Origin of the sequence: Mesorhizobium sp. M0518 (genome assembly GCF_040321125.1) — a bacterium.
In the GTDB taxonomy this organism is placed as follows: domain Bacteria; phylum Pseudomonadota; class Alphaproteobacteria; order Rhizobiales; family Rhizobiaceae; genus Mesorhizobium.
The window spans coordinates 304,158-330,467 of the sequence record NZ_JAMYQY010000002.1 but is presented as its reverse complement, the minus strand read 5'-3'; the positions used below and the strand labels follow the sequence as shown (position 1 = coordinate 330,467).

General features: G+C 62.5%; 25 protein-coding genes and 1 pseudogene. 17 read left to right on the top strand and 9 right to left on the bottom strand.

All coding sequences use genetic code 11. The features are described from left to right. Window positions 1-11: 11 nt before the first annotated feature. The 9 genes and pseudogenes from NKI66_RS04610 (at window position 12) to plsY (ending at window position 7,923) form a co-directional block, all read left to right on the top strand. Window positions 12-1,415, top strand: a complete 1,404-nt coding sequence (locus NKI66_RS04610; RefSeq protein ID WP_023812041.1) for a pyruvate dehydrogenase complex E1 component subunit beta — start codon at window positions 12-14, stop codon at window positions 1,413-1,415. A gap of 18 nt (window positions 1,416-1,433) precedes the next feature. Then, a complete protein-coding gene (locus NKI66_RS04605; RefSeq protein ID WP_352677855.1) occupies window positions 1,434-2,801 on the top strand; it encodes a pyruvate dehydrogenase complex dihydrolipoamide acetyltransferase in 1,368 nt (455 codons plus the stop codon). 13 nt (window positions 2,802-2,814) lie between these two features. Continuing rightward, window positions 2,815-3,231, top strand: a complete 417-nt coding sequence (locus NKI66_RS04600; RefSeq protein ID WP_352721382.1) for a hypothetical protein — start codon at window positions 2,815-2,817, stop codon at window positions 3,229-3,231. After that, a pseudogene (locus NKI66_RS04595) lies at window positions 3,228-3,862 on the top strand (SGNH/GDSL hydrolase family protein). Before NKI66_RS04600 ends, NKI66_RS04595 begins: the two are co-directional and overlap by 4 nt. A gap of 12 nt (window positions 3,863-3,874) precedes the next feature. Beyond that, on the top strand, window positions 3,875-5,320 hold the full coding sequence (lpdA, locus tag NKI66_RS04590; RefSeq protein WP_352441534.1) for a dihydrolipoyl dehydrogenase: 1,446 nt from the start codon (window positions 3,875-3,877) through the stop codon (window positions 5,318-5,320). An 89-nt stretch (window positions 5,321-5,409) separates the two neighbouring features. Further along, entirely contained in the window at window positions 5,410-5,667 is a 258-nt protein-coding gene (locus NKI66_RS04585; protein WP_023812036.1) for a GlsB/YeaQ/YmgE family stress response membrane protein, read from the top strand. Window positions 5,668-5,804: 137 nt separating this feature from the next. Further along, window positions 5,805-6,770, top strand: coding sequence for a lipoyl synthase (gene lipA, locus NKI66_RS04580; RefSeq protein ID WP_352751065.1), 966 nt, complete (start codon window positions 5,805-5,807; stop codon window positions 6,768-6,770). Between the two features lie 12 nt (window positions 6,771-6,782). Then, the gene (locus NKI66_RS04575; protein ID WP_128304450.1) at window positions 6,783-7,238 is read left to right on the top strand and encodes a type II toxin-antitoxin system RatA family toxin; all 456 of its coding nucleotides are present in this window, start codon (window positions 6,783-6,785) and stop codon (window positions 7,236-7,238) included. A 10-nt stretch (window positions 7,239-7,248) separates the two neighbouring features. Next, window positions 7,249-7,923 (top strand): glycerol-3-phosphate 1-O-acyltransferase PlsY, encoded by a 675-nt coding sequence (plsY, locus tag NKI66_RS04570; RefSeq protein WP_352552030.1) that lies wholly within the window; start codon window positions 7,249-7,251, stop codon window positions 7,921-7,923. A gap of 45 nt (window positions 7,924-7,968) precedes the next feature. Here the strand turns inward: plsY and NKI66_RS04565 are convergent, their stop codons facing one another. The 3 genes from NKI66_RS04565 to NKI66_RS32650 all read right to left on the bottom strand — a co-directional run bounded on the left by NKI66_RS04565 (window position 7,969) and on the right by NKI66_RS32650 (window position 10,065). Further along, window positions 7,969-8,451, bottom strand: a complete 483-nt coding sequence (locus NKI66_RS04565) for a CinA family protein (protein ID WP_352611734.1) — start codon at window positions 8,449-8,451, stop codon at window positions 7,969-7,971. Next, complete coding sequence (locus NKI66_RS04560) at window positions 8,448-9,677, bottom strand: bifunctional 2-C-methyl-D-erythritol 4-phosphate cytidylyltransferase/2-C-methyl-D-erythritol 2,4-cyclodiphosphate synthase (protein ID WP_352751062.1); 1,230 nt, start codon at window positions 9,675-9,677, stop codon at window positions 8,448-8,450. The genes NKI66_RS04565 and NKI66_RS04560 overlap by 4 nt, the downstream gene beginning before the upstream one ends. Window positions 9,678-9,738: 61 nt before the next feature. Further along, window positions 9,739-10,065: a hypothetical protein gene (locus NKI66_RS32650; RefSeq protein ID WP_502900924.1), complete on the bottom strand. Its 327-nt coding sequence runs from the start codon at window positions 10,063-10,065 to the stop codon at window positions 9,739-9,741. Here NKI66_RS32650 and dusB point away from each other — a divergent pair. From dusB to hflX, 8 genes are all read left to right on the top strand, one after another. Next, window positions 9,949-10,968 carry a tRNA dihydrouridine synthase DusB gene (gene dusB / locus NKI66_RS04555; RefSeq protein ID WP_502900921.1) on the top strand — a complete coding sequence of 340 codons (1,020 nt, stop codon included), beginning with the start codon at window positions 9,949-9,951 and terminating at the stop codon, window positions 10,966-10,968. The two genes, NKI66_RS32650 and dusB, sit on opposite strands and share 117 nt — an antisense overlap. After that, window positions 10,965-12,107, top strand: a complete 1,143-nt coding sequence (locus NKI66_RS04550) for a two-component system sensor histidine kinase NtrB (protein WP_023812029.1) — start codon at window positions 10,965-10,967, stop codon at window positions 12,105-12,107. Before dusB ends, NKI66_RS04550 begins: the two co-directional genes overlap by 4 nt. Further along, on the top strand, window positions 12,104-13,564 hold the full coding sequence (ntrC, locus tag NKI66_RS04545; RefSeq protein ID WP_023812028.1) for a nitrogen regulation protein NR(I): 1,461 nt from the start codon (window positions 12,104-12,106) through the stop codon (window positions 13,562-13,564). The genes NKI66_RS04550 and ntrC overlap by 4 nt, the downstream gene beginning before the upstream one ends. Before the next feature lie 129 nt (window positions 13,565-13,693). After that, window positions 13,694-15,979 (top strand): sensor histidine kinase NtrY-like, encoded by a 2,286-nt coding sequence (locus NKI66_RS04540; protein WP_023812027.1) that lies wholly within the window; start codon window positions 13,694-13,696, stop codon window positions 15,977-15,979. Then, complete coding sequence (ntrX, locus tag NKI66_RS04535) at window positions 15,969-17,330, top strand: nitrogen assimilation response regulator NtrX (protein ID WP_023812026.1); 1,362 nt, start codon at window positions 15,969-15,971, stop codon at window positions 17,328-17,330. Before NKI66_RS04540 ends, ntrX begins: the two co-directional genes overlap by 11 nt. Window positions 17,331-17,429: 99 nt before the next feature. Beyond that, entirely contained in the window at window positions 17,430-18,293 is an 864-nt protein-coding gene (locus NKI66_RS04530) for a D-amino-acid transaminase (protein ID WP_352751060.1), read from the top strand. Window positions 18,294-18,438: 145 nt separating this feature from the next. Then, window positions 18,439-18,684 (top strand): RNA chaperone Hfq, encoded by a 246-nt coding sequence (gene hfq / locus NKI66_RS04525; protein WP_006202172.1) that lies wholly within the window; start codon window positions 18,439-18,441, stop codon window positions 18,682-18,684. After that, window positions 18,685-20,076, top strand: a complete 1,392-nt coding sequence (hflX, locus tag NKI66_RS04520) for a GTPase HflX (RefSeq protein WP_352751058.1) — start codon at window positions 18,685-18,687, stop codon at window positions 20,074-20,076. A gap of 6 nt (window positions 20,077-20,082) precedes the next feature. Here the strand turns inward: hflX and mazG are convergent, their stop codons facing one another. From mazG to cyoB, 6 genes are all read right to left on the bottom strand, one after another. Beyond that, window positions 20,083-20,907, bottom strand: coding sequence for a nucleoside triphosphate pyrophosphohydrolase (mazG, locus tag NKI66_RS04515; RefSeq protein ID WP_352751056.1), 825 nt, complete (start codon window positions 20,905-20,907; stop codon window positions 20,083-20,085). A gap of 140 nt (window positions 20,908-21,047) precedes the next feature. Next, a complete protein-coding gene (locus NKI66_RS04510) occupies window positions 21,048-22,232 on the bottom strand; it encodes an amino acid aminotransferase (RefSeq protein WP_352751054.1) in 1,185 nt (394 codons plus the stop codon). A 257-nt stretch (window positions 22,233-22,489) separates the two neighbouring features. After that, a complete protein-coding gene (locus NKI66_RS04505) occupies window positions 22,490-23,191 on the bottom strand; it encodes an SURF1 family protein (protein WP_352751114.1) in 702 nt (233 codons plus the stop codon). 95 nt (window positions 23,192-23,286) lie between these two features. Continuing rightward, the gene (gene cyoD / locus NKI66_RS04500; RefSeq protein WP_352751052.1) at window positions 23,287-23,667 is read right to left on the bottom strand and encodes a cytochrome o ubiquinol oxidase subunit IV; all 381 of its coding nucleotides are present in this window, start codon (window positions 23,665-23,667) and stop codon (window positions 23,287-23,289) included. Further along, the gene (gene cyoC, locus NKI66_RS04495) at window positions 23,664-24,290 is read right to left on the bottom strand and encodes a cytochrome o ubiquinol oxidase subunit III (RefSeq protein ID WP_127270912.1); all 627 of its coding nucleotides are present in this window, start codon (window positions 24,288-24,290) and stop codon (window positions 23,664-23,666) included. Before cyoC ends, cyoD begins: the two co-directional genes overlap by 4 nt. Window positions 24,291-24,295: 5 nt before the next feature. Continuing rightward, on the bottom strand, window positions 24,296-26,308 hold the full coding sequence (gene cyoB / locus NKI66_RS04490) for a cytochrome o ubiquinol oxidase subunit I (protein WP_352751051.1): 2,013 nt from the start codon (window positions 26,306-26,308) through the stop codon (window positions 24,296-24,298). Between the last annotated feature and the right edge of the window lie 2 nt (window positions 26,309-26,310).

The window sequence follows — 26,310 nt, the reverse complement described above, 5'->3', positions numbered from 1 at the left end:
AGGGCAAGGACATGCCGATCGAAATTCTCATGCCCGCTCTCTCGCCGACCATGGAAGAGGGCAATCTTTCCAAGTGGTTGAAGAACGAGGGCGACAAGGTCGTCGCCGGCGACGTTATCGCCGAGATCGAGACCGACAAGGCGACGATGGAAGTCGAAGCTGTTGACGAAGGCACGCTGGGCAAGATCCTGATCGCCGCCGGTACCGAAGGCGTCAAGGTCAACACACCGATCGCCGTGCTGCTGCAGGACGGCGAAAGTGCCGGGGATATCGGCAAGTCTGCGGCGCCCGCCAAGGCGGAAGCACCTGCAAAGGCAGAGGCTCCGGCCGCAGCAGAGGACAAGGCGGAGGCCACAAAGCCGGCCGCCGCACCGGTGGCTGCCGCCCCGAAGACGGAGATCGCCGCCGATCCGGACATTCCGGCCGGCACGGAGATGGTCTCCACCACGGTGCGCGAAGCGCTGCGCGATGCGATGGCCGAGGAAATGCGCCGCGACGGCGATGTCTTCGTCATGGGCGAGGAGGTTGCCGAATACCAGGGCGCCTACAAGATCACGCAGGGCCTGCTGCAGGAATTCGGGCCGCGGCGCGTCGTCGATACGCCGATCACCGAGCATGGCTTTGCCGGCGTTGGCGTGGGTGCGGCGATGGCCGGCCTGAAGCCGATCGTCGAGTTCATGACCTTCAACTTCGCCATGCAGGCGATCGACCAGATCATCAACTCGGCCGCCAAGACGCTCTATATGTCCGGCGGCCAGATGGGCGCGCCGATCGTGTTCCGTGGACCGAACGGTGCCGCCGCACGCGTCGCTGCCCAGCACTCGCAGTGCTATGCCGCCTGGTACAGCCACATTCCGGGCCTGAAAGTGGTGATGCCCTACACCGCCGCTGACGCCAAGGGCTTGCTGAAGGCAGCGATCCGCGATCCGAACCCAATCATCTTCCTCGAGAATGAAATCCTTTACGGTCAGTCCTTCGACGTGCCGAAGCTGGACGATTTCGTGTTGCCGATCGGCAAGGCGCGCATCCATAAATCAGGCAAGGATGTCACCATCGTCTCCTTCGGCATCGGCATGACCTATGCGGTCAAGGCTGAAGCGGAACTGCGTGGCCTTGGCATCGATGCCGAGATCATCGACTTGCGCACGATCCGGCCGCTCGATCTCGACACCATCATCGCCTCGGTCAAGAAGACCAACCGCCTGGTGGTGGTGGAGGAAGGTTATCCGCAGAACTCGGTCGGCGACCATATCGCCAACCAGGTGTCGCAGCGCGCCTTCGACTTTCTGGACGCGCCGGTCATCACCATCGCCGGCAAGGATGTGCCGATGCCTTATGCGGCCAACCTCGAGAAGCTGGCGTTGCCGAATGTCGGCGAAGTCATCGAGGCGGTCAAAGCCGTCACGTATCGCTGAACCGGGCGGGAGGACAAAATGCCAATCAACATCACCATGCCGGCCCTGTCGCCCACGATGGAAGAGGGCAATCTGTCCAAGTGGCTCGTCAAGGAAGGCGACAAGGTTTCGCCGGGCGATGTCATTGCCGAGATCGAGACCGACAAGGCGACGATGGAAGTCGAAGCTGTCGATGAGGGCACGGTTGCAAAGCTCGTCGTTCCCGCCGGCACCGAGGGCGTCAAGGTCAATGCGCTGATCGCCGTGCTCGCCGGAGAGGGCGAGGATGCAGGCGCCGTCGCGAAAAGCGGTGGCGGTGCCGCACCAGCGAAAGCCGAGGCGCCGAAAGCGGAGGAGCCCAAGGCTGACGCACCAAAGGCGGAAGCATCAAAGGCGGAACCGGTCGCGACCGCACCCAAGGCAGAGGCGGCTCCAGTTGCCAATGGTCATGCGGCCGGCGAGCGCACCTTCGCCTCGCCGCTCGCACGTCGCATCGCCAGGGAAGCCGGCGTCGATGTGTCTGCCGTGACCGGCACCGGCCCGCATGGCCGCGTCGTCAAGGCAGATATCGACGCCGCGATTGCCGGTGGCGGCGCCAAGCCTGCCGCCAAGGCAGCACCCGCCGGGGCTCCGGCAACTGCTCCTGCTGTGAAGGCGATGTCCGACGATCAGGTGCTGAAGCTGTTCGAGGCTGGCTCCTACGATCTCGTCCCGCATGACAATATGCGCAAGACCATTGCGCGCCGCCTGGTCGAGGCCAAGACCACCATCCCGCATTTCTACCTGACGCTCGACTGCGAGCTCGATGCACTCCTCGCATTGCGCACGCAGATTAACGCCGCAGCCCCGGTAAAGAAGACCGACAAAGGCGATGCGCCCGCCTACAAGCTGTCGGTCAACGACATGGTCATCAAGGCGATGGCGATGGCGCTGAAGGCGGTGCCGGATGCCAATGCCTCATGGACCGAAAGCGCCATGGTCAAGCACAAGCATGCCGATGTCGGCGTCGCCGTGTCGATCCCGGGCGGCCTGATCACACCGATCATTCGGCATGCCGACGAAAAGACGCTGTCCACCATCTCCAACGAGATGAAGGATCTGGCCAGCCGGGCGCGCAGCCGCAAGCTGAAGCCGGAAGAGTATCAGGGCGGCACCACGGCGGTGTCCAACCTCGGCATGTTCGGCATCAAGGACTTTGCCGCCGTCATCAACCCGCCGCATGCGACGATCCTTGCCGTCGGTGCCGGCGAGGAGCGGGCGGTGGTCAAGAACGGCGAGATCAAAATCGCCACCGTGATGTCGGTGACGCTGTCGACCGACCATCGCGCCGTCGACGGCGCGCTGGGTGCCGAACTGCTGGTCGCCTTCAAGCGCCTGATCGAGAACCCGATGGGCATGCTGGTTTAGGACGGAGAGGGCGGTGCGGATCTTCTTCACCTCCCTTATGGCGTTTTTCCTGTCAGGATTGGCAGGCGGCTTGGTTGCTCAACAGCTGGCGGTCGCAACCCATGCGCAGGAAGAATACATTCTGGTGTTCATGACGTCGGTGCTTGTCACCATTGTCGCGACGATCGTGTTTTTCATCGCGCAGCTTTTTTCGAACGCACCGTCGATCATCAACTGGCTGGGCCTCTGCGCAATTGTCCTGTTCGTGCTGATCGGGCTCGGCCTGATCGGTTGGACGTTCTCTCAGCCGGTCGATAAGCGCCAGTGGGAAGGTGACCTGCCGATCGTCGCCGGCCTGGTTTTGCCGAACCTGGCCACTGTGCTGGTTCACTGGCTGTTCGTGCGCTGGCGGTTGAGGCGCAGCTCGATTAACGCACAGGTGGGCGCATGAAGACGGTTCTTTGTTACGGCGACTCGCTGACCTGGGGCTACAATGCCGAAGGTGGCCGCCATGCGCTGGAAGACCGCTGGCCGAGCGTGCTGCAGGCAGCGTTAGGCGCCGACGTGCAAGTGATTGCCGATGGCCTCAACGGCCGCACCACGGCCTTCGACGATCATCTGGCCGGTGCGGACCGCAACGGTGCAAAACTGCTACCAACCGTCCTGACGACCCATGCGCCGATCGACCTGATTGTCATCATGCTCGGCGCCAACGACATGAAGCCGTGGATCCACGGCAATCCCGTCGCGGCCAAGCAGGGCATCCAGCGGCTGATCGACATCGTGCGCGGTCACGACTATCCGTTCGACTGGCCGGCGCCGCAGATCCTGATCGTTTCGCCGCCTGTGGTCAGCCGTACAGACAATGCCGAATTCAAGGAGATGTCGCCGGCGGTGACGAGGCTTCGACGCGGTTGGCGCCGCTCTATGCCGCTCTTGCCGATGAGGCCGGCTGCGGCCTCTTCGACGCCGGCAGCGTGGCGCAAACCACCCCGCTCGACGGCGTCCATCTCGATGCCGAAAACACGCGAAACATCGGCAAGGCGCTGGCACCCGTCGTGCGCGTCATGCTGGAATTGTGAAGGAGAAAAACCGTGGCTGAGAACTACGACGTCATCATCATCGGCTCCGGCCCTGGCGGCTATGTCACCGCGGTGCGTTCCGCGCAACTCGGCTTCAAGACGGCGATCGTCGAGCGCGAGCATCTCGGCGGTATCTGCCTCAACTGGGGCTGCATCCCGACCAAGGCGCTGCTGCGCTCGGCCGAGATCATGCACTATTCGGACCACCTGAAGGATTACGGGCTGAAGCTCGACGGCAAGGTCAGCGTCGATGCGTCAGCCGTGGTCGACCGCTCGCGCAAGGTGTCGCTGCGGCTCAATGGCGGCGTTGCCTTCCTCATGAAGAAGAACAAGGTCGACGTCATCTGGGGCGAGGCCAAGCTTTCGAAGCCGGGCGAGATCGTCGTGTCGAAGACGGCCAAGAAGCCGATGGAGCCGCAGCCGCCAGTGCCGAAAGGCGTCAAAGGCGAAGGCACCTATACCGCCAAGCACATCATCCTGGCGACCGGCGCCCGGCCGCGCGCACTGCCCGGTATCGAGCCGGACGGCAAGCTGATCTGGACTTATTTTGAAGCCATGGTGCCGAAGGAGATGCCGAAGTCGCTGCTGGTCATGGGGTCGGGCGCCATCGGCATCGAATTCGCCTCCTTCTACCGCACCATGGGCGCCGAAGTGACGGTGGTCGAGCTGCTGCCTGCGGTGATGCCGGTCGAGGATGCCGAAGTCTCGAAATTCGCGCAGAAGCAGTTCGAGAAGCAAGGCATGAAGATCATCCTCGAAGCCAAGGTGACCAAGGTCGAGAAGGGTGCCAACTCGGTCACCGCGCATGTCGAGATGAAGGACGGTAAGGTCGAGAAGATCACCGCCGATCGGATGATCTCGGCCGTCGGCGTCCAGGGCAACATCGAGGGCCTCGGGCTCGAGGCGCTTGGCGTGAAAACGGAGCGTGGCTGCGTCGTCATCGATGGTTACGGCAAGACCAACGTGCCGGGCATCTACGCCATCGGCGATGTCGCCGGCCCGCCGATGCTCGCTCACAAGGCCGAACATGAGGGGGTCGTGTGCATCGAGAAGATCGCAGATTTTCCTGGCGTGCATGCCACCGACAAGCTGAAGATTCCGGGCTGCACCTACTGCAATCCGCAGGTCGCCTCGGTAGGCCTGACGGAAGCCAAGGCCAAGGCCGAGGGCAAGGACATCCGGGTCGGGCGCTTCCAGTTCGCCGCCAATGGCAAGGCCATTGCGCTCGGCGAGGATCAGGGTTTCATCAAGACCATCTTCGACAAGAAGACCGGTCAATTGCTCGGCGCCCACATGGTCGGTGCCGAAGTGACCGAACTGATCCAGGGTTTTGTCGTGGCGATGAACCTGGAGACGACCGAGGAAGAGCTGATGCACACCATCTTCCCGCACCCGACGCTGTCGGAGATGATGAAGGAAAGCGTGCTCGACGCCTATGGCCGCGCGCTCAACGCCTGATAGATTGAAAGCGCTGCTACAGATGGAACCCGGCGGCAAGGTACTTCGTTTGCGAATGCGTTTTCACGTATCCCACAAGGAGAAGGCATATGCACCTGAATGGCGTCGGCTGGATAGCAGCCATCATCATCGGCGGCCTGGCAGGCTGGTTCGCCGAAATGTTCATGAAGAGCAACACCGGCATCTTCATGAACATCGTCATGGGCATCGTCGGCGCGGTCGTGCTGAACGCCATTCTGCAGGCTCTCAATTTTGGCCCGTTCGGCGTCGGCTGGATTGCCTATCTGATCACCGGCTTTATCGGTGCCTGCCTGCTGATCTGGGCCGGGCGTCTGGTGCGCCGTTAGCATCACTGAAGAGTTGCTATGCGAAAAAGGCTGTTGCGGCATGCGCCGTGGCGGCCTTTTTCTTTGCGTTGAAAAGTCTTAGATGACGTTATGACAGCGAACGCCTGACTGGCGTCGCGAATGAACCAGGTTTCCCGATGGTCACTGTCCTCGATACGATCGCCAACGCCCCGCGCTTGCGGCATCCGGAAAAGGCGCACAAGCCTGATCAGGACGTGCTGCGCAAGCCCGACTGGATCCGCGTCAAGGCGCCGGTGTCGAAGGGCTATGCCGAAACGCGCGAAATCGTCAAATCGCACAAGCTGGTGACGGTCTGCGAAGAGGCCGGCTGCCCTAACATCGGCGAATGCTGGGAAAAGAAGCACGCCACCTTCATGATCATGGGCGAGATCTGCACCCGCGCCTGCGCCTTCTGCAACGTCGCCACGGGCATTCCAACAGCGCTTGATGCCGATGAGCCGGCCCGTGTCGCGCACGCCGTCAAGCAGATGGGCCTGACCCATGTCGTCATCACCTCGGTCGACCGCGACGATCTCTCCGATGGCGGTGCGCAGCATTTCGCTGAAGTCATTCGTGCCATCCGGGCCGCGACGCCTTCGACGACGATCGAAATCCTGACGCCCGACTTCCTGCGCAAGGACGGCGCGCTGGAGATCGTCGTGGCCGCCAAGCCCGACGTCTTCAACCACAATCTCGAAACCGTACCGTCGAACTATCTGACGGTTCGTCCGGGCGCCCGCTATTTCCATTCGATCCGGCTGTTGCAGCGGGTCAAGGAGCTTGATCCGTCAATCTTCACCAAGTCCGGCATCATGGTGGGGCTGGGCGAGGAACGGAATGAAATCCTGCAGCTGATGGACGATCTGCGGTCCGCCAATGTCGATTTCATGACCATCGGCCAGTACCTGCAGCCGTCGAAGAAGCACCATCCGGTGATCCGCTTCGTCACGCCGGAGGAGTTCAAATCCTTTGAGACGATCGGCCGGACCAAGGGTTTCCTGCTGGTGGCGTCTAGTCCGCTGACGCGTTCATCGCATCACGCCGGCGACGATTTCGCCAAGCTGCGCGCGGCACGGGAAGCGATTCTCAAGAAATCAGCTTAACTCGCTGGTTCCATGCCAAAATTCGAAGCCACCCGACGCGTATCCCATACACCCGAGCAGATGTTCGCTTTGGTCGCCGATGTTGAATCCTATCCGCAATTCCTGCCGCTTTGCGAAGCGCTGACGGTTCGCTCGCGCAAGGAGCGTGACGGGCGCACTGTTCTGCTTGCCGACATGAGCATCGGCTACAAGGCCATCCGCGAAACGTTCACGACGCAGGTGCTGCTGAAGCCCGCCGAGAACGCCATCGACGTGAAATACATCGACGGGCCGTTCAAATATTTGAGCAATGTCTGGCGTTTCGAACCCGACGGCGCCGGTTGCGCCGTCCGCTTCTTCATCGACTACGAGTTCAAGAGCCGTATTCTGGGCGCGGTCATGGGAACCATGTTCGATCGCGCCTTCCGCATGTTCGCCGAAGCCTTTGAGAGGCGCGCCGACGTCATCTACGGTGCAAAACCGTCTTGAGGCCCTGCGCATGCTTTTCTGGATAGCAAGCACCGTTGGACTGGCAATCGCCTATCTCTTCGGTACCATGCCCACGGGTTATCTGGCGGGGAAGCTGCTCAAGGGCATCGATATCCGGGAGCATGGCTCCAAATCCACCGGGGCAACGAACGTCTTGCGGGTCTTGGGAAAATGGCCTGCGTTGGTGGTGTTGCTGCTGGATGTGCTGAAAGGCGCGGCGGCGATCGTTTTTGCCCGCTGGTTCTATCCCTGGTTCATCACGTTGCCGTTGGTTACGCCATCGACCCCGCTTGACCTGCAAACCTGGGTGCCTTGGGCTGTTTGCCTGGCCGGAATTGCCGTGTTGTTGGGACATGGCCGTTCGATCTGGCTGAATTTTACAGGTGGCAAATCCGCTGCGACGGGGCTTGGCGTGTTGCTGGCTCTGTCTTGGCCGGTAGGTGTGGGGGCTGCGGCGGCTTTTGGTGCTGTGCTGGCTACGTCTCGGATAGTTTCCCTGAGTTCGATGGTAGCGGCGTTGACCGCGATCGCCCTCATCTGTGGCCTGGAGCAACCGTTGGCCTATCGGTTGCTGGTGATTGCGGGCAGCATCTACGTGATTGCGCGCCATCGTGCCAACATTCAGCGGCTGCTGGCTGGGACGGAGCCACGCTTAGGGCAAAGCAGCCCGGAATCGAAAACGTAACCGCAATCCAGCTTTCGGGCCCGCCCGCCCAACGTTTTTATAACCCTATCCGAGTGCTTGTAGGCCCAGTTCCAGCGCTTGCCGGACCGTTTCGCGACGAATGAAATCGCGGCCTTTGTCTGCAAAGAGCTGGTGCTCGGCGACAATCGGTCGGCCGTCCAGCGCAACCCCGAACCAGACCAGGCCGACCGGTTTTCCCGCCGAACCGCCGCCAGGCCCGGCAATGCCGGTGACCGCCAGGGTCAGCCCGGCGCGCGAACGGACAAGCGCGCCTGTTGCCATCTCGATCGCCGTCTCGCGCGAAACCGCGCCGTGCGCCTCAAGCGTGGCGGCGGAGACACCGAGCATGTCCATCTTGGCCTCGTTGGAATAGGTGATGAAGCCGCGATCGACCACGGCCGAGGAACCGGCGATGTCGGTGAGCGCGGAGATGATCATGCCGCCGGTGCAGCTTTCCGCCGTTGCTAGCATGATGCCGCGCTTCTGGCAGGCTTGCAGCAGCGCATTTGCCAGCTCGTTGTTGCTCATTCCGGCACCTCGCCGGGAAACACCACGCTGGCGGTGGCAATCGCCGCTATGCCTTCCTCGCGCCCGACAAAGCCGAGCTTCTCATTGGTTGTGGCCTTGATCGAGATGCGATCCGGCGTAATCGCCAGCATCTGAGAAAGGGCTGCGGTCATGGCCTCGCGATGCGGCCCGACGCGCGGCGCTTCGCAGATCAGCGTGATGTCGGCATTGGCGATGCGGCCGCCGCGCGCGCGCACCAGCCTTGCCGCATGCTCGACGAATATGCGCGACGCAGCGCCTTTCCACTGCGGGTCGGATGGCGGAAAATGCGTGCCGATGTCGCCTGCGCCGCAAGTCGCCAGCAGCGCATCGGTCAAGGCGTGCAGACCGACATCGGCGTCGGAATGGCCGGACAGCTTCTTGTCGTGTGCAATGGCGACGCCACACAAAGTGACATGGTCTCCCGGGTCGAAGGCGTGGACGTCGTAGCCATTGCCGGTACGGATATCGGGAAAGCGCACGCGTTCGCCGGAAAGCCGCTGGTCCGCCATCGCAATATCCCGTGCCCAGGTGAGTTTGACATTGTCCGGCGAGCCCGGAACGATCTTGACCGGAATATTCGCCCATTCGGCGATCGCGGCATCGTCGGTAAAATCCATTCTTCCCAGATGATGGGCTTTCTCGTGCGCGGCAAGAATGGGCCAGAACGGAAAGCCCTGTGGCGTTTGCGCCGCGTGAAGACCGCTGCGCGAAACGGTTTCGCCAACCACGCCGGAGGCCGATTCGCGCTTCAGCGTGTCGGCGACGGGCAAAGCGGGCAACGCGCCCTCGCGCTCGCCGATGGCGGCGATGGTGCGATCTATCAGGTCCGCATCGACAAACGGGCGGACGGCGTCGTGGATCAGAACCTGCGCCGGCGCGTGGCCTCTAAGGGCAAGCAGGCCGAGCCGGACGGATTCCTGCCTCGTCGCCCCGCCCATGATGGCGGTGACGCGCTCTACATTGGCGCCCGCCGCCTGCCGAAACAGCTCGTGGTCATCGGCATGAATGGCGACGACGATCTCGCTGGTCCGCGGGTGGGCCAGAAAAATGTCCAGCGTGTGTGCAATGACGGCAAAGCCGCCAATGTGTTGATATTGCTTCGGTCCGTTGGCCTGTCCGGCGCGCGCACCACGGCCGGCCGCAACGATCACCACCGCGACCTTGCCATCCGCATCCGAAACGTGATTTTCACTTGCGTCAGTCATGCCCGTTTGGTCCTAGCGCACGATCCCGAAAAGTGTAATCGGTTTTCGGAAAGATCGTGCGCTAAGTATGAAATTCCAAAGCGTCCTTTGCGCGTCCTGAGGGACGCGCGGCGCTTTGGTCGCGGCCAAAGCCGAAGGCCAGCATTTTCCCAATTGCGCCTAAATGTGGCGTCATTCCGCGTTGCACATTGCGCCGGTTCTGGCTAGAGAATGTGCAACGAATGAAGATGCTTGGTTTTTGTGCATGGTTAACTTGACCAAATTGCCTGACATGACCAAATTGGCAGGGCCGCTTGATGTCGGCGGTGTGAGACTCCGCAATCGCGTGTTCCTCGCACCAATGTCGGGGATTACGGACGAGCCGTTCCGGCAGCGTGCCCACGCGCATGGAGCAGGCCTGGTCGTGTCCGAAATGGTTGCCAGCGGAGAGCTCGCCAAGGGCAGGGCCGGTTTCAACCTGCGCATACGCCACTCCGGCCTGCCCGTCCATATGGTTCAGCTTGCAGGCCGTGAGGCGATGCACATGGCCGAAGGTGCCAGAATCGCAGCCGGTGAGGGGGCCGACATCATCGACATCAACATGGGCTGCCCGGCCAAGAAGGTTACCGGCGGTTATGCGGGTTCGGCATTGATGCTGGATCTCGACCACGCACTGTCGCTGATCGACGCCGTTGTCGGCGCGGTCGAGGTGCCAGTGACGGTCAAGATGCGGCTTGGCTGGGACGAAGGCGCGCTCAACGCGCCGATGCTCGCGCGCCGCGCCGAGCAGGCCGGTGTCAGCATGGTGACCGTGCACGGCCGCACGCGCTGCCAGTTCTACCAGGGCAAGGCCGACTGGCGCGCCATCGCCCGCGTCAAGGAAGCCGTGTCCATCCCGGTCGTCGCCAATGGTGACGTCTCTTCGCCGGCGGAAGCGGCCGACATTCTCGATCAATCGGGTGCCGACGCCGTGATGATCGGCCGTGCCCATTATGGCGCGCCCTGGATCGCAGGCGGCATTGCGGCCGCGGCGACCGGCGAGGCGACGCCAAACATGCCACGGGACTCGACCGCGGTCGCCGACTACATCGTGGCCCACTACGAGGACATGCTGGCGCTCTACGGCGCCGAAAGCGGCCTGCGCCAGGCGCGCAAGCATCTTGGCTGGTATCTTGATCGGCATGCCGGCGGCGTCGCCGACGACAGCCGAAAGGCTATACTGACCGCATTCGAGCCCGCGCGCGTTATTGCCTTGCTGCGCGATGTGTTTTCGCGCGATCCGCAACCCTTGAACCTGCGGAGCGCCGCATGAACGCCGCCGCCGGCCAGGGCGCCGAAATGGCGGATGCCGCCCAAATCGTGCTCAACACCATCCGCCGCCCGGTGATCATGATCAGCGAGGAGGGGTTCATCACCTTCGCCAACGCCGATGCGGAAGACTTTTTTCGCTCGAGCGCGACCATGCTCGCCCGCAACACGCTGTCAAAACTCATTCCCTTCGGCAGCCCGCTGCTGACACTGGTCGACCAGGTGCGCGAGCGCCGGGCTCCGGTCAACGAGTACCGCGTCGACGTGTCGTCGCCGCGGCTCGGCATCGAGAAGGTCGTCGATCTCTATGTCGCGCCGGTACCGGAATTTCCGGGCTCGGTGGTGGTTATGTTCCAGGAACGGTCGATGGCCGACAAGATTGACCGGCAGATGACGCATCGGGGCGCGGCACGTTCGGTCACCGGTCTGGCGGCGATGCTTGCCCATGAGATCAAGAACCCGCTCTCAGGCATCCGCGGCGCTGCCCAGTTGCTCGAACTGTCGGCTTCCGACGAAGACCGCGCGCTGACGCGGCTGATCACCGACGAGACCGATCGCATCGTGTCGCTGGTCGATCGCATGGAGGTATTTTCCGACGAGCGGCCGATCGACCGCTACCCCGTCAACATCCATGTCGTTCTCGACCATGTGAAGGCGATTGCCAAGAACGGTTTTGCCAAGAGAATCAAGATATTGGAGGATTATGATCCTTCGTTGCCTCCGGTGTTTGCCAACCGCGACCAGTTGATCCAGGTGTTCCTCAACCTGGTCAAGAACGCCGCCGAGGCGATCGGCAGCGACCCGCAGGGCGAGATCGTGCTGTCGACCGCCTTCCGGCCAGGCATCCGTGTTTCCGTTCCGGGCACGCAGGACCGCGTGTCGCTGCCGCTGGAATTCTGCGTGCGCGACAACGGCTCCGGCGTTTCGGAAGACATCTTGCCGATCCTGTTCGACCCGTTCATCACCACCAAGCCGAACGGCTCCGGGTTGGGTCTTGCGCTGGTCGCCAAGATCGTCGGCGAGCATGGCGGCATCATCGAATGCGAATCGACGCCGCGCGGCACCACATTCCGCATCCTGATGCCGGCCTGGAAAGAAGCGCCAAACGGCGCCGATGATGACGGTGAAGGAGACCGCAAATGACCGTTCGCGGCAATATTCTCGTCGCCGACGACGACGCGGCGATCCGTACCGTCCTCAACCAGGCGCTTTCGCGCGCCGGCCACGAGGTGCGCGTCACCTCCAATGCTTCGACTTTGTGGCGCTGGGTGGCGGCGGGCGAGGGCGACCTTGTCATCACCGATGTGGTCATGCCGGACGAGAACGCCTTCGACATGCTGCCGCGCATCAAGAAGGCGAGGCCGGAGCTGCCGGTCATCGTCATGAGCGCTCAGAACACCTTCATGACGGCGATCCGCGCCTCCGAAACCGGCGCCTATGAATATCTGCCTAAGCCGTTCGACCTGACCGAACTGCTCAACATCGTCAACCGCGCGCTTTCCGAGCCGCGTCGGCCGAAGATCGACGCGCGGCCGGAAGAGCAGCCCGATGCAATGCCGCTGGTCGGCCGCTCGGCCGCCATGCAGGACATCTACCGCATGCTGGCGCGCATGATGCAGACCGACCTGACGGTGATGATCTCGGGCGAATCCGGTACCGGCAAGGAGCTGGTGGCGCGCGCGCTGCATGAATATGGCCGCCGCCGCGGCGGCCCCTTCGTCGCCATCAATATGGCGGCGATCCCGCGCGACCTGATCGAATCGGAACTGTTCGGTCACGAGAAGGGTGCCTTCACCGGCGCACAGAATCGCTCGACCGGGCGCTTCGAGCAGGCTGAAGGCGGCACGCTGTTCCTCGACGAAATCGGCGACATGCCGATGGAGGCGCAGACGCGGCTGCTGCGCGTGCTCCAACAGGGCGAATACACGACGGTTGGCGGACGCACGCCGATCAAGACCGACGTGCGCATCGTCGCCGCCACCAACAAGGATCTGCGCACGCTGATCAACCAGGGGCTTTTCCGCGAGGATCTTTTCTATCGCCTCAATGTCGTGCCGCTCCGGCTGCCAGCGCTGCGCGAGCGCTCCGAGGACGTGCCGGACCTCGTCCGCCACTTCTTCAAGCTCGGCGAAATGGAAGGCCTACAGACCAAGCGCATTTCTTCCGGCGGCATCGAGTTGATGAAGCGCTATCCGTGGCCAGGCAATGTTCGCGAACTGGAAAACCTGGTTCGCAGGCTTGCCGCGCTCTATTCGCAGGACGAAATTTCCGCCGAGATCATCGAGGCCGAGCTGAAGACCGGCGAGCGCCCCGTAGTGCCGGGAGGCGGTAACCTCATTCCCGACGATTTGTCGATTGGCCAGGCGGTCGAGCATTTCCTGCAGCGCTATTTCGCGTCGTTTGCCGGCGACTTGCCTCCTGCCGGGCTCTATCAGCGCATCCTGTCCGAGGTCGAGTTTCCGCTTGTCCTGGCCTCGATGACGGCAACGCGTGGCAACCAGATCAAGGCTGCGGAACTGCTGGGCTTGAACCGCAACACGCTGCGCAAGAAGATTCGCGAGCTCGGCGTCAACGTCTACAAATCATCGCGGCAGGGCTGAGCCTTGATCTGAGCCCGCGCTCTTTTCAGGGGATCGGCTCGCGAAAGATTTCCGTCTCGGTCACACTTGTTGCATAATCGCCACAATGCGTTGCATACATCCGACGCAATCATGGCTCTAGACGGCGACATGGCTCCGCAGGCACCGACAACAAACCAACCGCTTTTCAGCGAACCCGGCGCTCGTGACGGGCGCCGGCTGCTTGCGCTGCCAGGCGTGATCGCGGTCGTCGGCGCGCTGATGACGGCGGCGATCTCGTTCGCCATCCTCGTTGGCGCCACGCCGATCACACCGAACGAGTCGACTACGCTGGCGTTGATTGCCCTCAACACGGCTTTCGTCCTGTTTCTTATCGCGCTGGTCGGGCGTGAGGTGCACCGCATCCTGATGGCGCGCCGGCATGGCAAGGCCGCTTCGCGGCTGCATGTGCGCATTGTCGCCATGTTCGCCCTGGTTGCTGCCATTCCAGCCATCATGGTGGCCATCATCGCGTCGATCACGCTCGACATCGGCCTCGACCGCTGGTTCGAGATCCGCACCAAGACGATCGTCAATTCATCGCTGTCGATCGCCGACGCCTATGTCCAGGAAAATGCCCGCAACCTCCAGGGCACGACGCTGTCCATGGCCTATGATCTCGATGCGTCGCGCACGCTCTACGGCCTTGATCGTACCGGCTTTCTCGACCTGATGAACAAGGAAGCCGTGGGCCGTTCGCTGGCCCATGCGGCGCTGATCAAGCCGGACGGCTCTTTCGTCATGAGCGCCAAGACCGATACGGATTTCGCCATGCCCGAGCCGCCGGAAGGCGCGGTGGCCAGCGCTACCGACGGCAAGCCGGTGCTGATCGAACCGAAAACGCGCAACATCATGGGTGCCATCGTCAAGCTGCGGGAGATCGAAGGACTCTACCTCTACACCATTCGGCTCGTCGACCCCGAAGTGATCAAGGCAAGGCAGATCGTCAGGTCCAACACCGACGAATATCGGGGGCTGGAAGATAACCGCCGTACCTCTCAGGTGGCCTTCGCGCTGCCCTATCTGTCGTTGACGCTCATCATTATCCTGTCCGCGATCTGGACCGGCATTGCGGTCGCCGACCGTCTGGTGCGGCCCATTCGCCAGCTCATCGGCGCCGCCGACGAGGTCGCGACCGGCAATCTCGACGTCGCGGTTCCCGTCAGGCCTTCGGACGGCGATGTCGCGTCGCTCGGCGATACGTTCAACAAGATGCTTCTCGAACTGAAATCGCAGCGCAATGAGATCCTGTCCGCCAAGGACCTGATCGATGAGAGGCGCCGCTTCTCGGAAGCCGTGCTTGCCGGCGTTACCGCCGGCGTCATCGGCGTCGATCCCTACGGCATCGTCACCATCGTCAACCGCTCGGCCGAGGCGATGCTGGCGATTTCGGCCAGCGCAGCCCTTGGGCAGAATCTTTCCGCCGTGCTGCCGCATGTCGGCCGCGTCTTCGAGATCGGCCGCAAGTCCGGCAAACCCGTCTATCGTGAGCAGGTGACCTTTTACCGCGCCGGTGCCGAGCGGACCTTCAACGTGCAGATCACGATCGAGGCCGGCGACGACGGCTCGGAGGAAAAATCCTATGTGGTGACGGTCGACGACATCACCGACCTGGTTCAGGCGCAGCGCTCGTCGGCCTGGGCGGACGTGGCGCGGCGTATCGCCCACGAGATCAAGAACCCGCTGACGCCGATCCAGCTCTCGGCCGAACGTATCAAGCGCCGTTACGGCAAGGTGATTACCGAGGACCGCGAGGTTTTCGACCAATGCACCGACACCATCATCCGTCAGGTTGAGGATATCGGCCGTATGGTGGACGAATTCTCGGCGTTCGCGCGCATGCCAAAGCCCGAGATGAAGGCGATAGATCTGCGCGAATCGCTGCGTGAGGCCTCGTTCCTGGTCGAGGTCAGCCGCGCCGACATCACTTTCGAGCGGATTTTCGGCACGGAGCCGCTAAAGGGCACTTTCGACAGCCGCTTGATGGCGCAGGCTTTCGGCAATGTGATCAAGAACGCCGCCGAGGCCATCGACGGATTGGAACAGAAGGACGGTTCGCACGGCATAATCCGGATTCAAGCCGGGCGCCAGAATGGTGCGATTCGAATCGACGTCATCGACAATGGCAAAGGCCTGCCGCGCGAGAATCGCCAACGGCTGCTCGAGCCCTACATGACCACACGCGAGAAGGGCACCGGACTTGGCCTCGCTATCGTCAAGAAGATCGTGGAGGACCATGGCGGCAGGCTGGAACTACACGATGCTCCAGCGGACTTCCACGATGGGCGCGGCGCGATGATCAGCATCATCCTGCCGCCTGCGGCCGCAACGGCTCCGCGCGGCGAAAGCAGGGCGGAAAACGAAAGAGAAACTGAAAAGGTCGGTAATGGCGTCTGATATTCTCATCGTCGATGACGAGGAAGACATCCGTGAACTCGTCGCGGGCATACTGAGCGACGAAGGTCACGAAACCCGCACGGCATTCGATGCCGACAGCGCGCTCGCTGCTATAGCTGATCGCGCGCCGCGGCTGATTTTCCTCGATATCTGGCTGCAGGGCTCGCGCCTGGACGGGCTGGCGCTGCTCGACGAGATCAAGACCATGCATCCGACCTTGCCGGTGGTGATGATTTCCGGCCACGGTAACATCGAAACGGCGGTCTCCGCCATCCGTCGCGGCGCCTATGACTTCATCGAAAAGCCGTTCAAGGCCGACAGGCTGATCCTTATTGCCGAGCGTGCGCTGGAGACCTCGAAATTGCGGCGCGAGGTTTCCGACCTCAAGCTGCGCAGCGGCGAAACCTTCGATCTGATCGGCATGTCGTCGGCGATGAGCCAGTTGCGCCAGACGATCGAACGCGTCGCGCCGACCAACAGCCGCGTGATGATCATCGGACCGTCTGGCTCGGGCAAGGAACTGGCCGCGCGCGCCATCCACACGCTGTCGGCGCGCAAGAGCGCACCTTTCGTGACGCTGAGCGCCGCCAACATCACGCCCGAGCGCATGGAGATCGAGCTGTTCGGCACCGAATCGAATGGCGTCGAGCGCAAGGTCGGGGCGCTGGAGGAGGCCCATCGCGGTATCCTCTACATCGACGAGGTGGCCGACATGCCGCGCGAGACGCAGAACAAGATCCTGCGCGTGCTGGTCGAGCAGCAGTTCGAGCGGGTAGGGGGAACCAAGCGGGTCAAGGTCGATGTCCGCATCATCTCCTCGACCTCGCAGAACCTCGAAGCGATGATTGCCGACGGGCGTTTTCGCGAGGATCTTTACCATCGCCTGGCGGTTGTTCCGGTCATCGTGCCGGGATTGGCCGAGCGGCGCGAGGATATTCCCTACCTCGTCGACAATTTCATGAAGCAGATCGCCCGCCAGGCCGGCATCAAGCCGCGCCGCATCGGCGACGACGCGCTGGCCGTGTTGCAGGCGCACAACTGGCCGGGCAACGTTCGCCAGCTGCGCAACAATGTCGAGCGCCTGATGATCCTTGCGCGCGGCGACGACGTCGATGCGCCGATCACCGCCGACCTTTTGCCGGCCGAGATCGGCGATGTCATGCCGCGCACGCCGAATCAATCCGACCAGCACATCATGGCGCTGCCGCTGCGCGAAGCGCGTGAGCAGTTCGAGAAGGATTACCTGATCGCCCAGATCAACCGATTCGGCGGCAACATCTCGAAGACCGCCGAGTTCATCGGCATGGAGCGCTCCGCTCTGCATCGCAAGCTGAAGTCGCTGGGCGTCTGAGCGCGACATATCCAGCCGCCGCGCCCGGGCCGAGCATTTGCCGGTTACGGCGGCGGTGGAATCGCATAAGAAAGCCCCGAGAATATCTAGAGGTTGCCCATGCCGCGCATTGCCTATGTCAACGGGCGCTATGTCACGCACGCCGATGCCGCCGTCCATATCGAGGACCGTGGCTATCAGTTCGCCGACGGTGTCTATGAGGTCTGCGAGGTGGCGCGTGGTTTCATCGTCGACATGCCGCGCCATCTGTCCCGGCTGAACCGCTCGCTGACCGAATTGTCGATCGCCTGGCCGGTCACCTCCCGCGTGCTGCCACTCATTCTGCGCGAGGTGGTCAATCGCAACCAGGTCGCCAATGGCCTGGTCTATGTCCAGGTGACGCGCGGCGTTGCCAGCCGCGACTTTGTGTTCCCTTCCGCCGACACCAAGCCATCCCTGGTGGTGACTGCCAGGAAGGCCGATCCTGCCGCTGGCGCAAAGCGAGCCGAGACCGGCATCGCGGTCATCACCGTGCCGGAGAACCGCTGGGACCGCGTCGACATCAAGACCGTCGGGCTGCTGCCCAATGTATTGGCCAAGCAGAAGGCCAAGGAAGCCGGTGCGCAGGAAGCCTGGTTCGTCGACGATGAAGGCAACGTAAAAGAAGGCGGCTCGTCCAATGCCTGGATCGTCACCCGGGACGGCGTCCTGGTCACCAGGCCGGCCGAGCACGGCATCTTGCGCGGCATCACCCGCACGACCATGTTCGAAGTGGCGGCCAAGCTTGGCCTGAAGATCGAGGAGCGCGGCTTTTCCGTCGCCGAGGCCAAGGCGGCACGCGAGGCGTTCATCAGCTCCGCAACGACAATCGCCATGCCGGTGGTGGCCATCGACGGCGATACGGTCGCCAATGGGCACCCCGGCTCAATAACACTTTCGTTGCGGCAGGCCTTTTTTGACATTGCGGAAAAAAGTCCAGCCTGATAACCGCACAGGTGGAATGAACATCAATATATCTCGTTCTGCTTGTCGTTACTGACGACAAGACGGTGTTTGCGAGCTTGACATGCGCCCGTTAATTTGGCGCATTGGCTTGCAAACCGAAGGGGATCGGCGAAAGACAAGAACAATGGCGGAACGATCGCAAAACCTTCAGGACCTGTTCCTGAATTCAGTTCGCAAGAGCAAGAACCCGCTCACCATCTTCCTCATCAACGGCGTGAAGCTGACCGGCGTGGTCACTTCGTTCGACAATTTCTGTGTCCTGCTGCGCCGCGACGGTCACTCCCAGCTCGTCTACAAGCACGCCATTTCCACGATCATGCCGAGCCAGCCGGTTCAGATGTTCGATGGCGAGGAAAGCCAGGGCGCCTGATTGGCACGTGAGAAAGACGCGGACGCCACCGTTCGCGGAAAACCAACACATCATCCCGGGACGGAAGCCAAGGGCCCGACCCGGGCTGTTGTCATTGTGCCCGTCCTTACCCGCCACCAGCGCAACGACGACGAGACCAACCGTCCTCGGTTGATGCGTTCGGCTGATGCTCGTCATGACGAGGCAGTTGGCCTTGCCCGCGCCATCAACCTCGACCTGGTCCACACTGCGGTGGTTACCATCAACGATCCGCGCCCGGCGACGTTGCTCGGCAGCGGCAAGGTCGCCGAATTCGCCGAAATCGTCAAAGAGGGACACGCGGAGGTGGTCGTCGTCGACCATCCGCTGACCCCGGTGCAGCAGCGCAATCTCGAGAAGGAGCTGGACGCCAAGGTGCTGGACCGCACCGGGCTGATCCTCGAGATATTCGGCGAGCGCGCGCGCACCAAGGAAGGCACGCTGCAGGTCGAGCTCGCCCATCTCAACTACCAGAAGGGCCGTCTCGTGCGCAGCTGGACCCACCTGGAGCGCCAGCGCGGCGGCGCCGGCTTCCTCGGCGGCCCTGGCGAAACGCAGATCGAATCCGACCGGCGGCAGTTGCAGGAAAAGATCATCAAGCTGAAGCAAGAGCTGGAAACGGTGCGCCGCACCCGCGACCTGCACCGCGCCAAGCGCAAGAAGGTGCCGTTTCCGGTGGTGGCGATCGTCGGCTACACCAATGCCGGCAAGTCGACGCTGTTCAACCGGCTGACAGGAGCAGATGTACTGGCGCAGGACATGCTGTTCGCCACGCTCGATCCGACGCTGCGCCGCGTGCGCCTGCCACATGGCACGCCGATCATCCTCTCCGACACTGTCGGTTTCATCTCGGACCTACCGACGCATCTGATCGCGGCTTTCCGCGCCACCCTGGAAGAGGTGGTCGAGGCCGATCTCGTGCTTCATCTGCGCGACATTTCCGATCCGGACACTGCGGCACAAGCGGAAGATGTCGAGCGCATCCTGGCCGACCTCGGTGTCGACGCCGGCGACGCCAAGCGCGTGATCGAAGTGTGGAACAAGATCGACCGGCTCGACGAGGGCAACCGGACCCGGCTGCTTGCAGACGGCGCCAATGCCAGCAAGGCGCCGCCGATTGCGGTGTCGGCTGTGACCGGCGAGGGCATCGATGCGCTGAAGGCGATCATCGAAACGCGGATGGCGGGCGAACTCGAAGACCTCACCGTGACGATCGAGCCGGCACAGTTCGGCCTTGTCGACTGGCTTTACCGCAATGGCGATGTCGTTTCGCGAAGCGACAATGATGACGGCAGCGCCACCATCTCGCTCAAGGCCACGCAAAGCGCCCGCGAAGAGATCGAAAGCAGATTGCGTCGTAAAAACAACGGCTAATGTAACTTACTTCGCAGTCTTTGCTTCCTGCCATAGTGCTTCCATCTCGGCCAGATCAGCCTTGTCCAGCGTGTTGCCGGCTTTCTCCAATGCCTGTTCGACATAGTGGAAGCGCGAGCGGAATTTTTCGTTGGTGCCGCTCAGCGCTGCTTCGGAATCGAGCTTGAGATGACGGCCGAGATTGACGACGGCAAACAGCATGTCGCCGAACTCGTCCTTGATCGAGGCGGTGTCGCCCTTGGCCAGTGCCTCGCGCAATTCGCCGATCTCTTCCTCGATCTTGTCGAGGATGGGCGCCGCCTCGCTCCAGTCGAAGCCGACGCGGGCGGCCTTCTCCTGTAGTTTCAGCGCCCGGGTCAGTGCGGGCAGGGCGACCGGCACGCTGTCCAGAAACCCCTTGCCATTGTCTTCGGGATCGAGACCACGCGCGAGGCGGGCGCTTCGTTTCTCCGCCTTCTCTTCTGCCTTGATCTTTTCCCACATGCCCTTGGCCATGCCGGCGCTACGGGCTTCTTCGTCGCCGAAGACATGCGGATGGCGTCGGATCATCTTGGTGGTGATGGCTTGCACCACGTCAGAGAAGGCGAATTCACCGGCTTCCTCGGCCATTTGCGCGTGGTAGACGACCTGCAGCAGAAGATCGCCGAGCTCGTCGCGCAGATCGTCGAGGTCGCCGCGCGCGATGGCGTCCGCCACCTCATAGGCTTCCTCGATCGTATAGGGCGCAATGGTCGAGAAATCCTGTTCGATGTCCCAGGGGCAGCCAGTCTTCGGCGCCCGCAGCGCCGCCATGATCTCGATCAGGCGCGAAATGTCTTTCGATGGCGTCATCTAGAGCTATTCCAGGAAAAGTGTGAAACGGTTTTCTGTCCGGAATTGCGTCAAAACAGTCTATCGGATGCTATCCCGCGACCGGCCGCGCGGCCAACGCTGTCGGTCGGCGCGGGAGCCTTGTCCACAGATGAGCCGCGTCAATCAAGAACCGAAACGATCGCCTTGGCGAGTTCGTCCATGCCGTCCTCGGGTAGGCCGGCGACATTGATGCGGCTGTCGCCGACCATGTAGATGCCGTGCTCGGCGCGCAACCGCTCGACCTGCGCTTCGGTGAGGCCAAGGCGAGAAAACATGCCGCGATGGCTGGCGACGAAATCGAAACGGTCGGAATTGGACTGCCGGCGCAGCGCCTCGGCGAACTGGACCCGAAGCCTGAGCATGCGCAGGCGCATCTCTTCGAGCTCGGCTTCCCAGTCGGCGCGCAAGGCGGCGTCTTCGAGCACGATGCGCACGGCTGCCGCACCATGGTCCGGCGGCATCGAATACATGGCGCGCGCCGCCGACAGCATCTGGCTCATCGCCACATCCGCCTGTGCGCCGTCCCTGGCCAGGATCATCGCCGCGCCGACGCGGTCGCGGTAGGCGGCGAAATTCTTCGAGCAGCTCGACGCGACGACCATCTCCGGAACTTTCGCGGCCAGCAGGCGCAAGCCGAGGGCGTCGGCCTCGAGGCCATCGCCAAAGCCCTGATAAGCGATGTCGACGAAGGGCAGCAGCTCGCGCTCGACGACCAGATCGGTAACGGCTGCCCACTGTGCCGCATCCAGATTGGCGCCGGTCGGGTTGTGGCAGCAGCCATGCAGCAACACGACGTCGCCGCTCTTTGCGGTCCGCAGGGCCACCAGCATGTCGTCGAAACGAACGGCGCCCGAGGCGGCATCGAAATAGGGGTACTCGCGGATCTGCAGGCCGGCGGCGCGCATCACCGGCATGTGGTTCGGCCAGGTCGGATCCGATAGCCAGATGGTTGCATCCGAGCGCGTCCGCTTCAGCAGTTCCGCCACCAGCCGCAGCGCGCCGGAACCGCCGGGCGCCTGTGCGGCGCGGATGCGCGTCATGTCGGCGCCTGGACCGAAGGCGAGCTTGGCCATCACTGTGTTGAAGCCGGTATCGCCGGCAAGGCCGAGATAGGTCTTGGTGTCCTGACCCTCCAATAGCCGCTTTTCGGCTTCGCGCACGGCGCGCATGACCGGCGTCTTGCCGTCGCGATCCTTGTAGACGCCGACGCCGAGGTCGACCTTGTCGGGGCGCGGATCGGCGCGATAAAGGCCGATCAGGGCCAGGATCTTGTCGGCGGGGGCGGGCTGCAGGGCTTCAAACATCGATACGGCTCCAATGGCGGCGGAGTGATACGCAAATCGGTCACGTTTCGCCAGCGGTTTTAGCTGGGTGATCCAGCCCTAGACGGGGGTGCCGGGAAGCCTGCTCTGCACGCTCCTGTGATGTGGACGGGGTTTGATGCGGAACCCATTGATGCGCGTGGGAAAATGACCAGCCAACATCAACAGAGCCACCACGCCATCGTCCGCGCCGGCAGGAGCGGTTCCGTGCGCAATTTCGGCTTTGCCAGGGCCAGTAGTCAGGCCCCACCGTATTTCCCAGCCTGCCGCAACAGATAGGCGATCGCGCCCAGCACCATCAAGGCCAGCCCGAACCATGTCAGGGCATAGGCCAGATGGTTGTTGTGGAACGAAACCACCGTCAAGCCGCCGACCGGCCACCCTCCCGGATTGGGCGTGGCATCGGCATCGATGAAATAAGGAGCGACCTGCCCGAGGCCTTGCGTCGTGGCGATCGCCTGCACATCGCGCGAATACCAGCGGTTGGCGGCCGGATCGTTGTTACGCAGGAAGCCGCCTTTCGGTTCGCTGATGCGCAGCAGGCCGTGAATTCCGGTGTGATTGCCCGAGGGCTTGCCTGCGAGGCGGGTTGCCGGATCGCGCTTGTCCGTCGGCACGAAGCCCCTGTTCACCAGAACCGTGAAGCCATCATCGGTGCGGAACGGCGCCATTACCCAGAAGCCACCGCCGCGATCGGTGACCGCCTGGACCAGGGTTTCGCGATCACCGAGAAACCGGCCCGTGACGGCAAGCTGGCGATACTCGTCATCCCTGGCGTTGATCTCTGGCCAGGCCGAAGGCGCCGGGGCGGCCACAGGTACTGCCTTGAGACGCTGGTCGACACGCTCGATCAGGTCGAGTTTCCAGACGCGGCGCTCCAGCTGCCAGACACCAAGCGCCGAAAAGCCGGTGATGCCGATGGCCCCGCAAAGGCAAAGCACCAACAGCGTCCATGGTGAACGCGTAACCCTTTGGCCGTCGCCTGTATTCGAATGCGGTGTCGTCCGTGCCTGTTCGTCCAAGCCAGGTCCCTCTCTCAGGGTATCTGACCCATGTCATGGCCGGGCATCATGTTGACGTTCAGATGGTACATGACCCAGAGTGAGCCCGTCAGCGCGATCACCACCAGGATGAGGGTGAAGATCAGGGCCATCATGGTCCAGCCGCTCTCCGACCTGGTGTTCATATGCAGAAAGAACACCATGTGGACGATGATTTGCACGACGGCGAAGGCCATGATGGCAATCGCCGACGCCATCTGATTGCCGAGCGCGTTGGTCATGACCAGCCAGAAGGGAATGGCGGTCAGCACGACGGACAGGCCGAAGCCTGTCAGATAGCCGCTCAGCGAGCCGTGATCGACGCCGTGATGCGCGTGGCTCTGGTCGCTGGTGTCTGTGTGGTGGCCGGCGCTCATCGCAACATTCCCATCAGATAAACGAAGGTGAAGACGCCGATCCAGATGACGTCGAGGAAGTGCCAGAACATGCTCAGGCACATCAGGCGCCGCTGGTTCGCGGCGATCAGCCCGTGCCTGGAGACCTGCACCATCAGCACCACCAGCCAGACCAGGCCGAAGGTGACGTGCAGGCCGTGCGTTCCGACCAGCGTGAAGAACGACGACAGGAAGCCGCTGCGCTGCGGCGTCGCCCCCTCGTGGATGAAATGGGCGAATTCGTAGAGTTCGATGCTGAGAAAGGCGAGGCCGAACAGGCCAGTGATCACCAGCCACACCTGCATGGGCTTCACCCGTCCCTTCGCCATCTCCAGCATCGCGAAGCCGTAAGTGATGGAGGACAGGAGCAGCATGGTGGTGTTGAGCGCGACCAGCGGAAGATCGAACAGGTCCTTCGGCGCGGGTCCGGCCGCGTAATTGCCACCGAGCACGCCATAGACCGCGAACAGCATCGCGAAGATGAGGCAGTCGCTCATCAGATAGATCCAGAAGCCGAGCATGGTGCTGCTGCCGCTCTCGGCATGGCCGTGGTCGTCTTCCAGGTGGAAGACCGTGTCGTCGATCACCGTGTCGGCGTGTGCCATGCTGTTCACCCTGCCTGGCCGTTTGCCGCGAGCAGACGCGTCCGCTCGTCCTCGACGCGCGTCACGTCACTGGAAGGAATGTGGAAATCCCGGCTGTAGTTGAAGGTGTGCGCGATGGCGTAGCCGATCAGGGCAACGAAGCTGACGATCGCCAGCCACCAGATGTACCAGATGAGCGCTACCGCAAGCACCACGCTCAAACCCGCCAGGATGACGCCAGCTCCTGTGTTGCGCGGCATGTGGATGTCGCGGAAGCCCGTCAGAGGACGCTGGTAGCCGCGCTTCTTCATGTCCGCCCAGGCATCTAGATCATGGACGACCGGGGTAAAGGCGAAATTGTAGGCTGGCGGCGGCGACGAGGTTGCCCATTCGAGCGTACGCCCGTCCCACGGATCGCCGGTATCGTCGCGAAGCTGCTCGCGCCGGCGCACGCTGACGAAGATCTGGATGAGGAAGGACAGGATGCCAAGCAGGATCAGGAAGGCGCCAAAGGCGGCGATGATGAACCAGATCTGCAGCGAGGGATCCTCAAAGGTGCGCAGCCGACGCGTTACGCCCATCAGGCCAAGTATGTAGAGCGGCATGAAGGCGAACCAGAAGCCTACCACCCAGAACCAGAAGGACATCTTTCCCCAGAACGGATCGAGCCGGAAGCCGAATGCCTTGGGGAACCAGTAGCTGATGCCGGCAAACAGGCCGAACAGCACGCCGCCGATAATGACGTTGTGGAAATGCGCGACCAGGAACAGGCTGTTGTGGAGCACGAAGTCGGCCGGCGGAACCGCGAGCAGCACGCCGGTCATGCCGCCGACCACGAAGGTCAGCATGAAAGCGACGGTCCACATCATCGGCAGTTCGAAGCGGATGCGGCCACGGTACATGGTGAACAGCCAGTTGAATATCTTGGCCCCTGTCGGGATCGAAATGATCATCGTTGTGATGCCGAAGAACGAGTTGACGCTCGCTCCCGATCCCATGGTGAAGAAGTGATGCAGCCAGACCAGATAGGACAGGATGGTGATGACGATGGTTGCGTAGACCATCGATGTGTAGCCGAAGAGCCGCTTGCCGCAGAAGGCCGAGGTCACTTCGGAAAATATGCCGAAGGCCGGCAGGATCAGGATGTAGACCTCGGGGTGGCCCCAGATCCAGATCAGGTTCACGTACATCATCGGATTGCCGCCGAAGTCGTTCGTGAAGAAGTTGGTGCCGACATAACGGTCGAGAGCCAGCAGGGCCAGCACCGCCGTCAGCACCGGGAAGGCGGCGACGATGAGCACATTGGTGCAGAGCGCGGTCCAGGTGAAGATCGGCATTCTCATCATGGTCATGCCTGGCGCGCGCATCTTGACGATGGTGCAGACCAGGTTCACGCCCGATAGCAGCGTGCCGACGCCCGCCACTTGCAGGGCCCAGATATAATAATCGACACCGACATCGGGACTGTAGCCGATACCCGACAGCGGCGGATAGGCAAGCCAGCCGGTGCGGGCAAATTCGCCGACGAACAGCGACATCATGACGATGACCGCGCCGCCGACCGTCATCCAGAAGCTGAAATTGTTGAGGAACGGAAACGACACGTCGCGCGCGCCGATCTGCAGCGGGACGACGAAATTCATCAGGCCCGTCACCAGCGGCATCGCCACGAAGAAGATCATGATCACGCCGTGCGCGGTGAAGATCTGGTCGTAGTGATGCGAATTGAGGTAGCCTTCCGAACCGCCGAAGGCCATCGCCTGCTGGAGCCGCATCATGATGGCGTCGCTGAAGCCGCGCAGCAGCATGACGATGCCGAGCACCATGTACATCACACCGATGCGCTTGTGGTCGACGCTGGTGAACCATTCGCGCCACAGATAGCCCCAGAGCTTGAAATAGGTCAGCGCGCCGACGAGGGCGATGCCGCCCAGCGCGACGACTACGAAGGTCGCGACCACGATGGGTTCGTGCAGCGGCAGCGACTCGAGCGTGAGCCGGCCGAAGATCGCCTTGAGAAGAGCAGGATTGTCGAACATGT

Coding starts and splice junctions, on each gene's coding strand:
- NKI66_RS04610 (WP_023812041.1), top strand. CDS start 12: ATGCCGATCGAAATTCTCATGCCCGCTCTCTCGCCGACCATGGAAGAG.
- NKI66_RS04605 (WP_352677855.1), top strand. CDS start 1,434: ATGCCAATCAACATCACCATGCCGGCCCTGTCGCCCACGATGGAAGAG.
- NKI66_RS04585 (WP_023812036.1), top strand. CDS start 5,410: ATGCACCTGAATGGCGTCGGCTGGATAGCAGCCATCATCATCGGCGGC.
- lipA (WP_352751065.1), top strand. CDS start 5,805: ATGGTCACTGTCCTCGATACGATCGCCAACGCCCCGCGCTTGCGGCAT.
- NKI66_RS04575 (WP_128304450.1), top strand. CDS start 6,783: ATGCCAAAATTCGAAGCCACCCGACGCGTATCCCATACACCCGAGCAG.
- plsY (WP_352552030.1), top strand. CDS start 7,249: ATGCTTTTCTGGATAGCAAGCACCGTTGGACTGGCAATCGCCTATCTC.
- NKI66_RS04565 (WP_352611734.1), bottom strand. CDS start 8,451: ATGAGCAACAACGAGCTGGCAAATGCGCTGCTGCAAGCCTGCCAGAAG.
- NKI66_RS04560 (WP_352751062.1), bottom strand. CDS start 9,677: ATGACTGACGCAAGTGAAAATCACGTTTCGGATGCGGATGGCAAGGTC.
- dusB (WP_502900921.1), top strand. CDS start 9,949: ATGACCAAATTGGCAGGGCCGCTTGATGTCGGCGGTGTGAGACTCCGC.
- NKI66_RS32650 (WP_502900924.1), bottom strand. CDS start 10,065: ATGCGCGTGGGCACGCTGCCGGAACGGCTCGTCCGTAATCCCCGACAT.
- NKI66_RS04550 (WP_023812029.1), top strand. CDS start 10,965: ATGAACGCCGCCGCCGGCCAGGGCGCCGAAATGGCGGATGCCGCCCAA.
- ntrC (WP_023812028.1), top strand. CDS start 12,104: ATGACCGTTCGCGGCAATATTCTCGTCGCCGACGACGACGCGGCGATC.
- NKI66_RS04540 (WP_023812027.1), top strand. CDS start 13,694: ATGGCTCCGCAGGCACCGACAACAAACCAACCGCTTTTCAGCGAACCC.
- ntrX (WP_023812026.1), top strand. CDS start 15,969: ATGGCGTCTGATATTCTCATCGTCGATGACGAGGAAGACATCCGTGAA.
- NKI66_RS04530 (WP_352751060.1), top strand. CDS start 17,430: ATGCCGCGCATTGCCTATGTCAACGGGCGCTATGTCACGCACGCCGAT.
- hfq (WP_006202172.1), top strand. CDS start 18,439: ATGGCGGAACGATCGCAAAACCTTCAGGACCTGTTCCTGAATTCAGTT.
- mazG (WP_352751056.1), bottom strand. CDS start 20,907: ATGACGCCATCGAAAGACATTTCGCGCCTGATCGAGATCATGGCGGCG.
- NKI66_RS04510 (WP_352751054.1), bottom strand. CDS start 22,232: ATGTTTGAAGCCCTGCAGCCCGCCCCCGCCGACAAGATCCTGGCCCTG.
- cyoD (WP_352751052.1), bottom strand. CDS start 23,667: ATGAGCGCCGGCCACCACACAGACACCAGCGACCAGAGCCACGCGCAT.
- cyoC (WP_127270912.1), bottom strand. CDS start 24,290: ATGGCACACGCCGACACGGTGATCGACGACACGGTCTTCCACCTGGAA.
- cyoB (WP_352751051.1), bottom strand. CDS start 26,308: ATGTTCGACAATCCTGCTCTTCTCAAGGCGATCTTCGGCCGGCTCACG.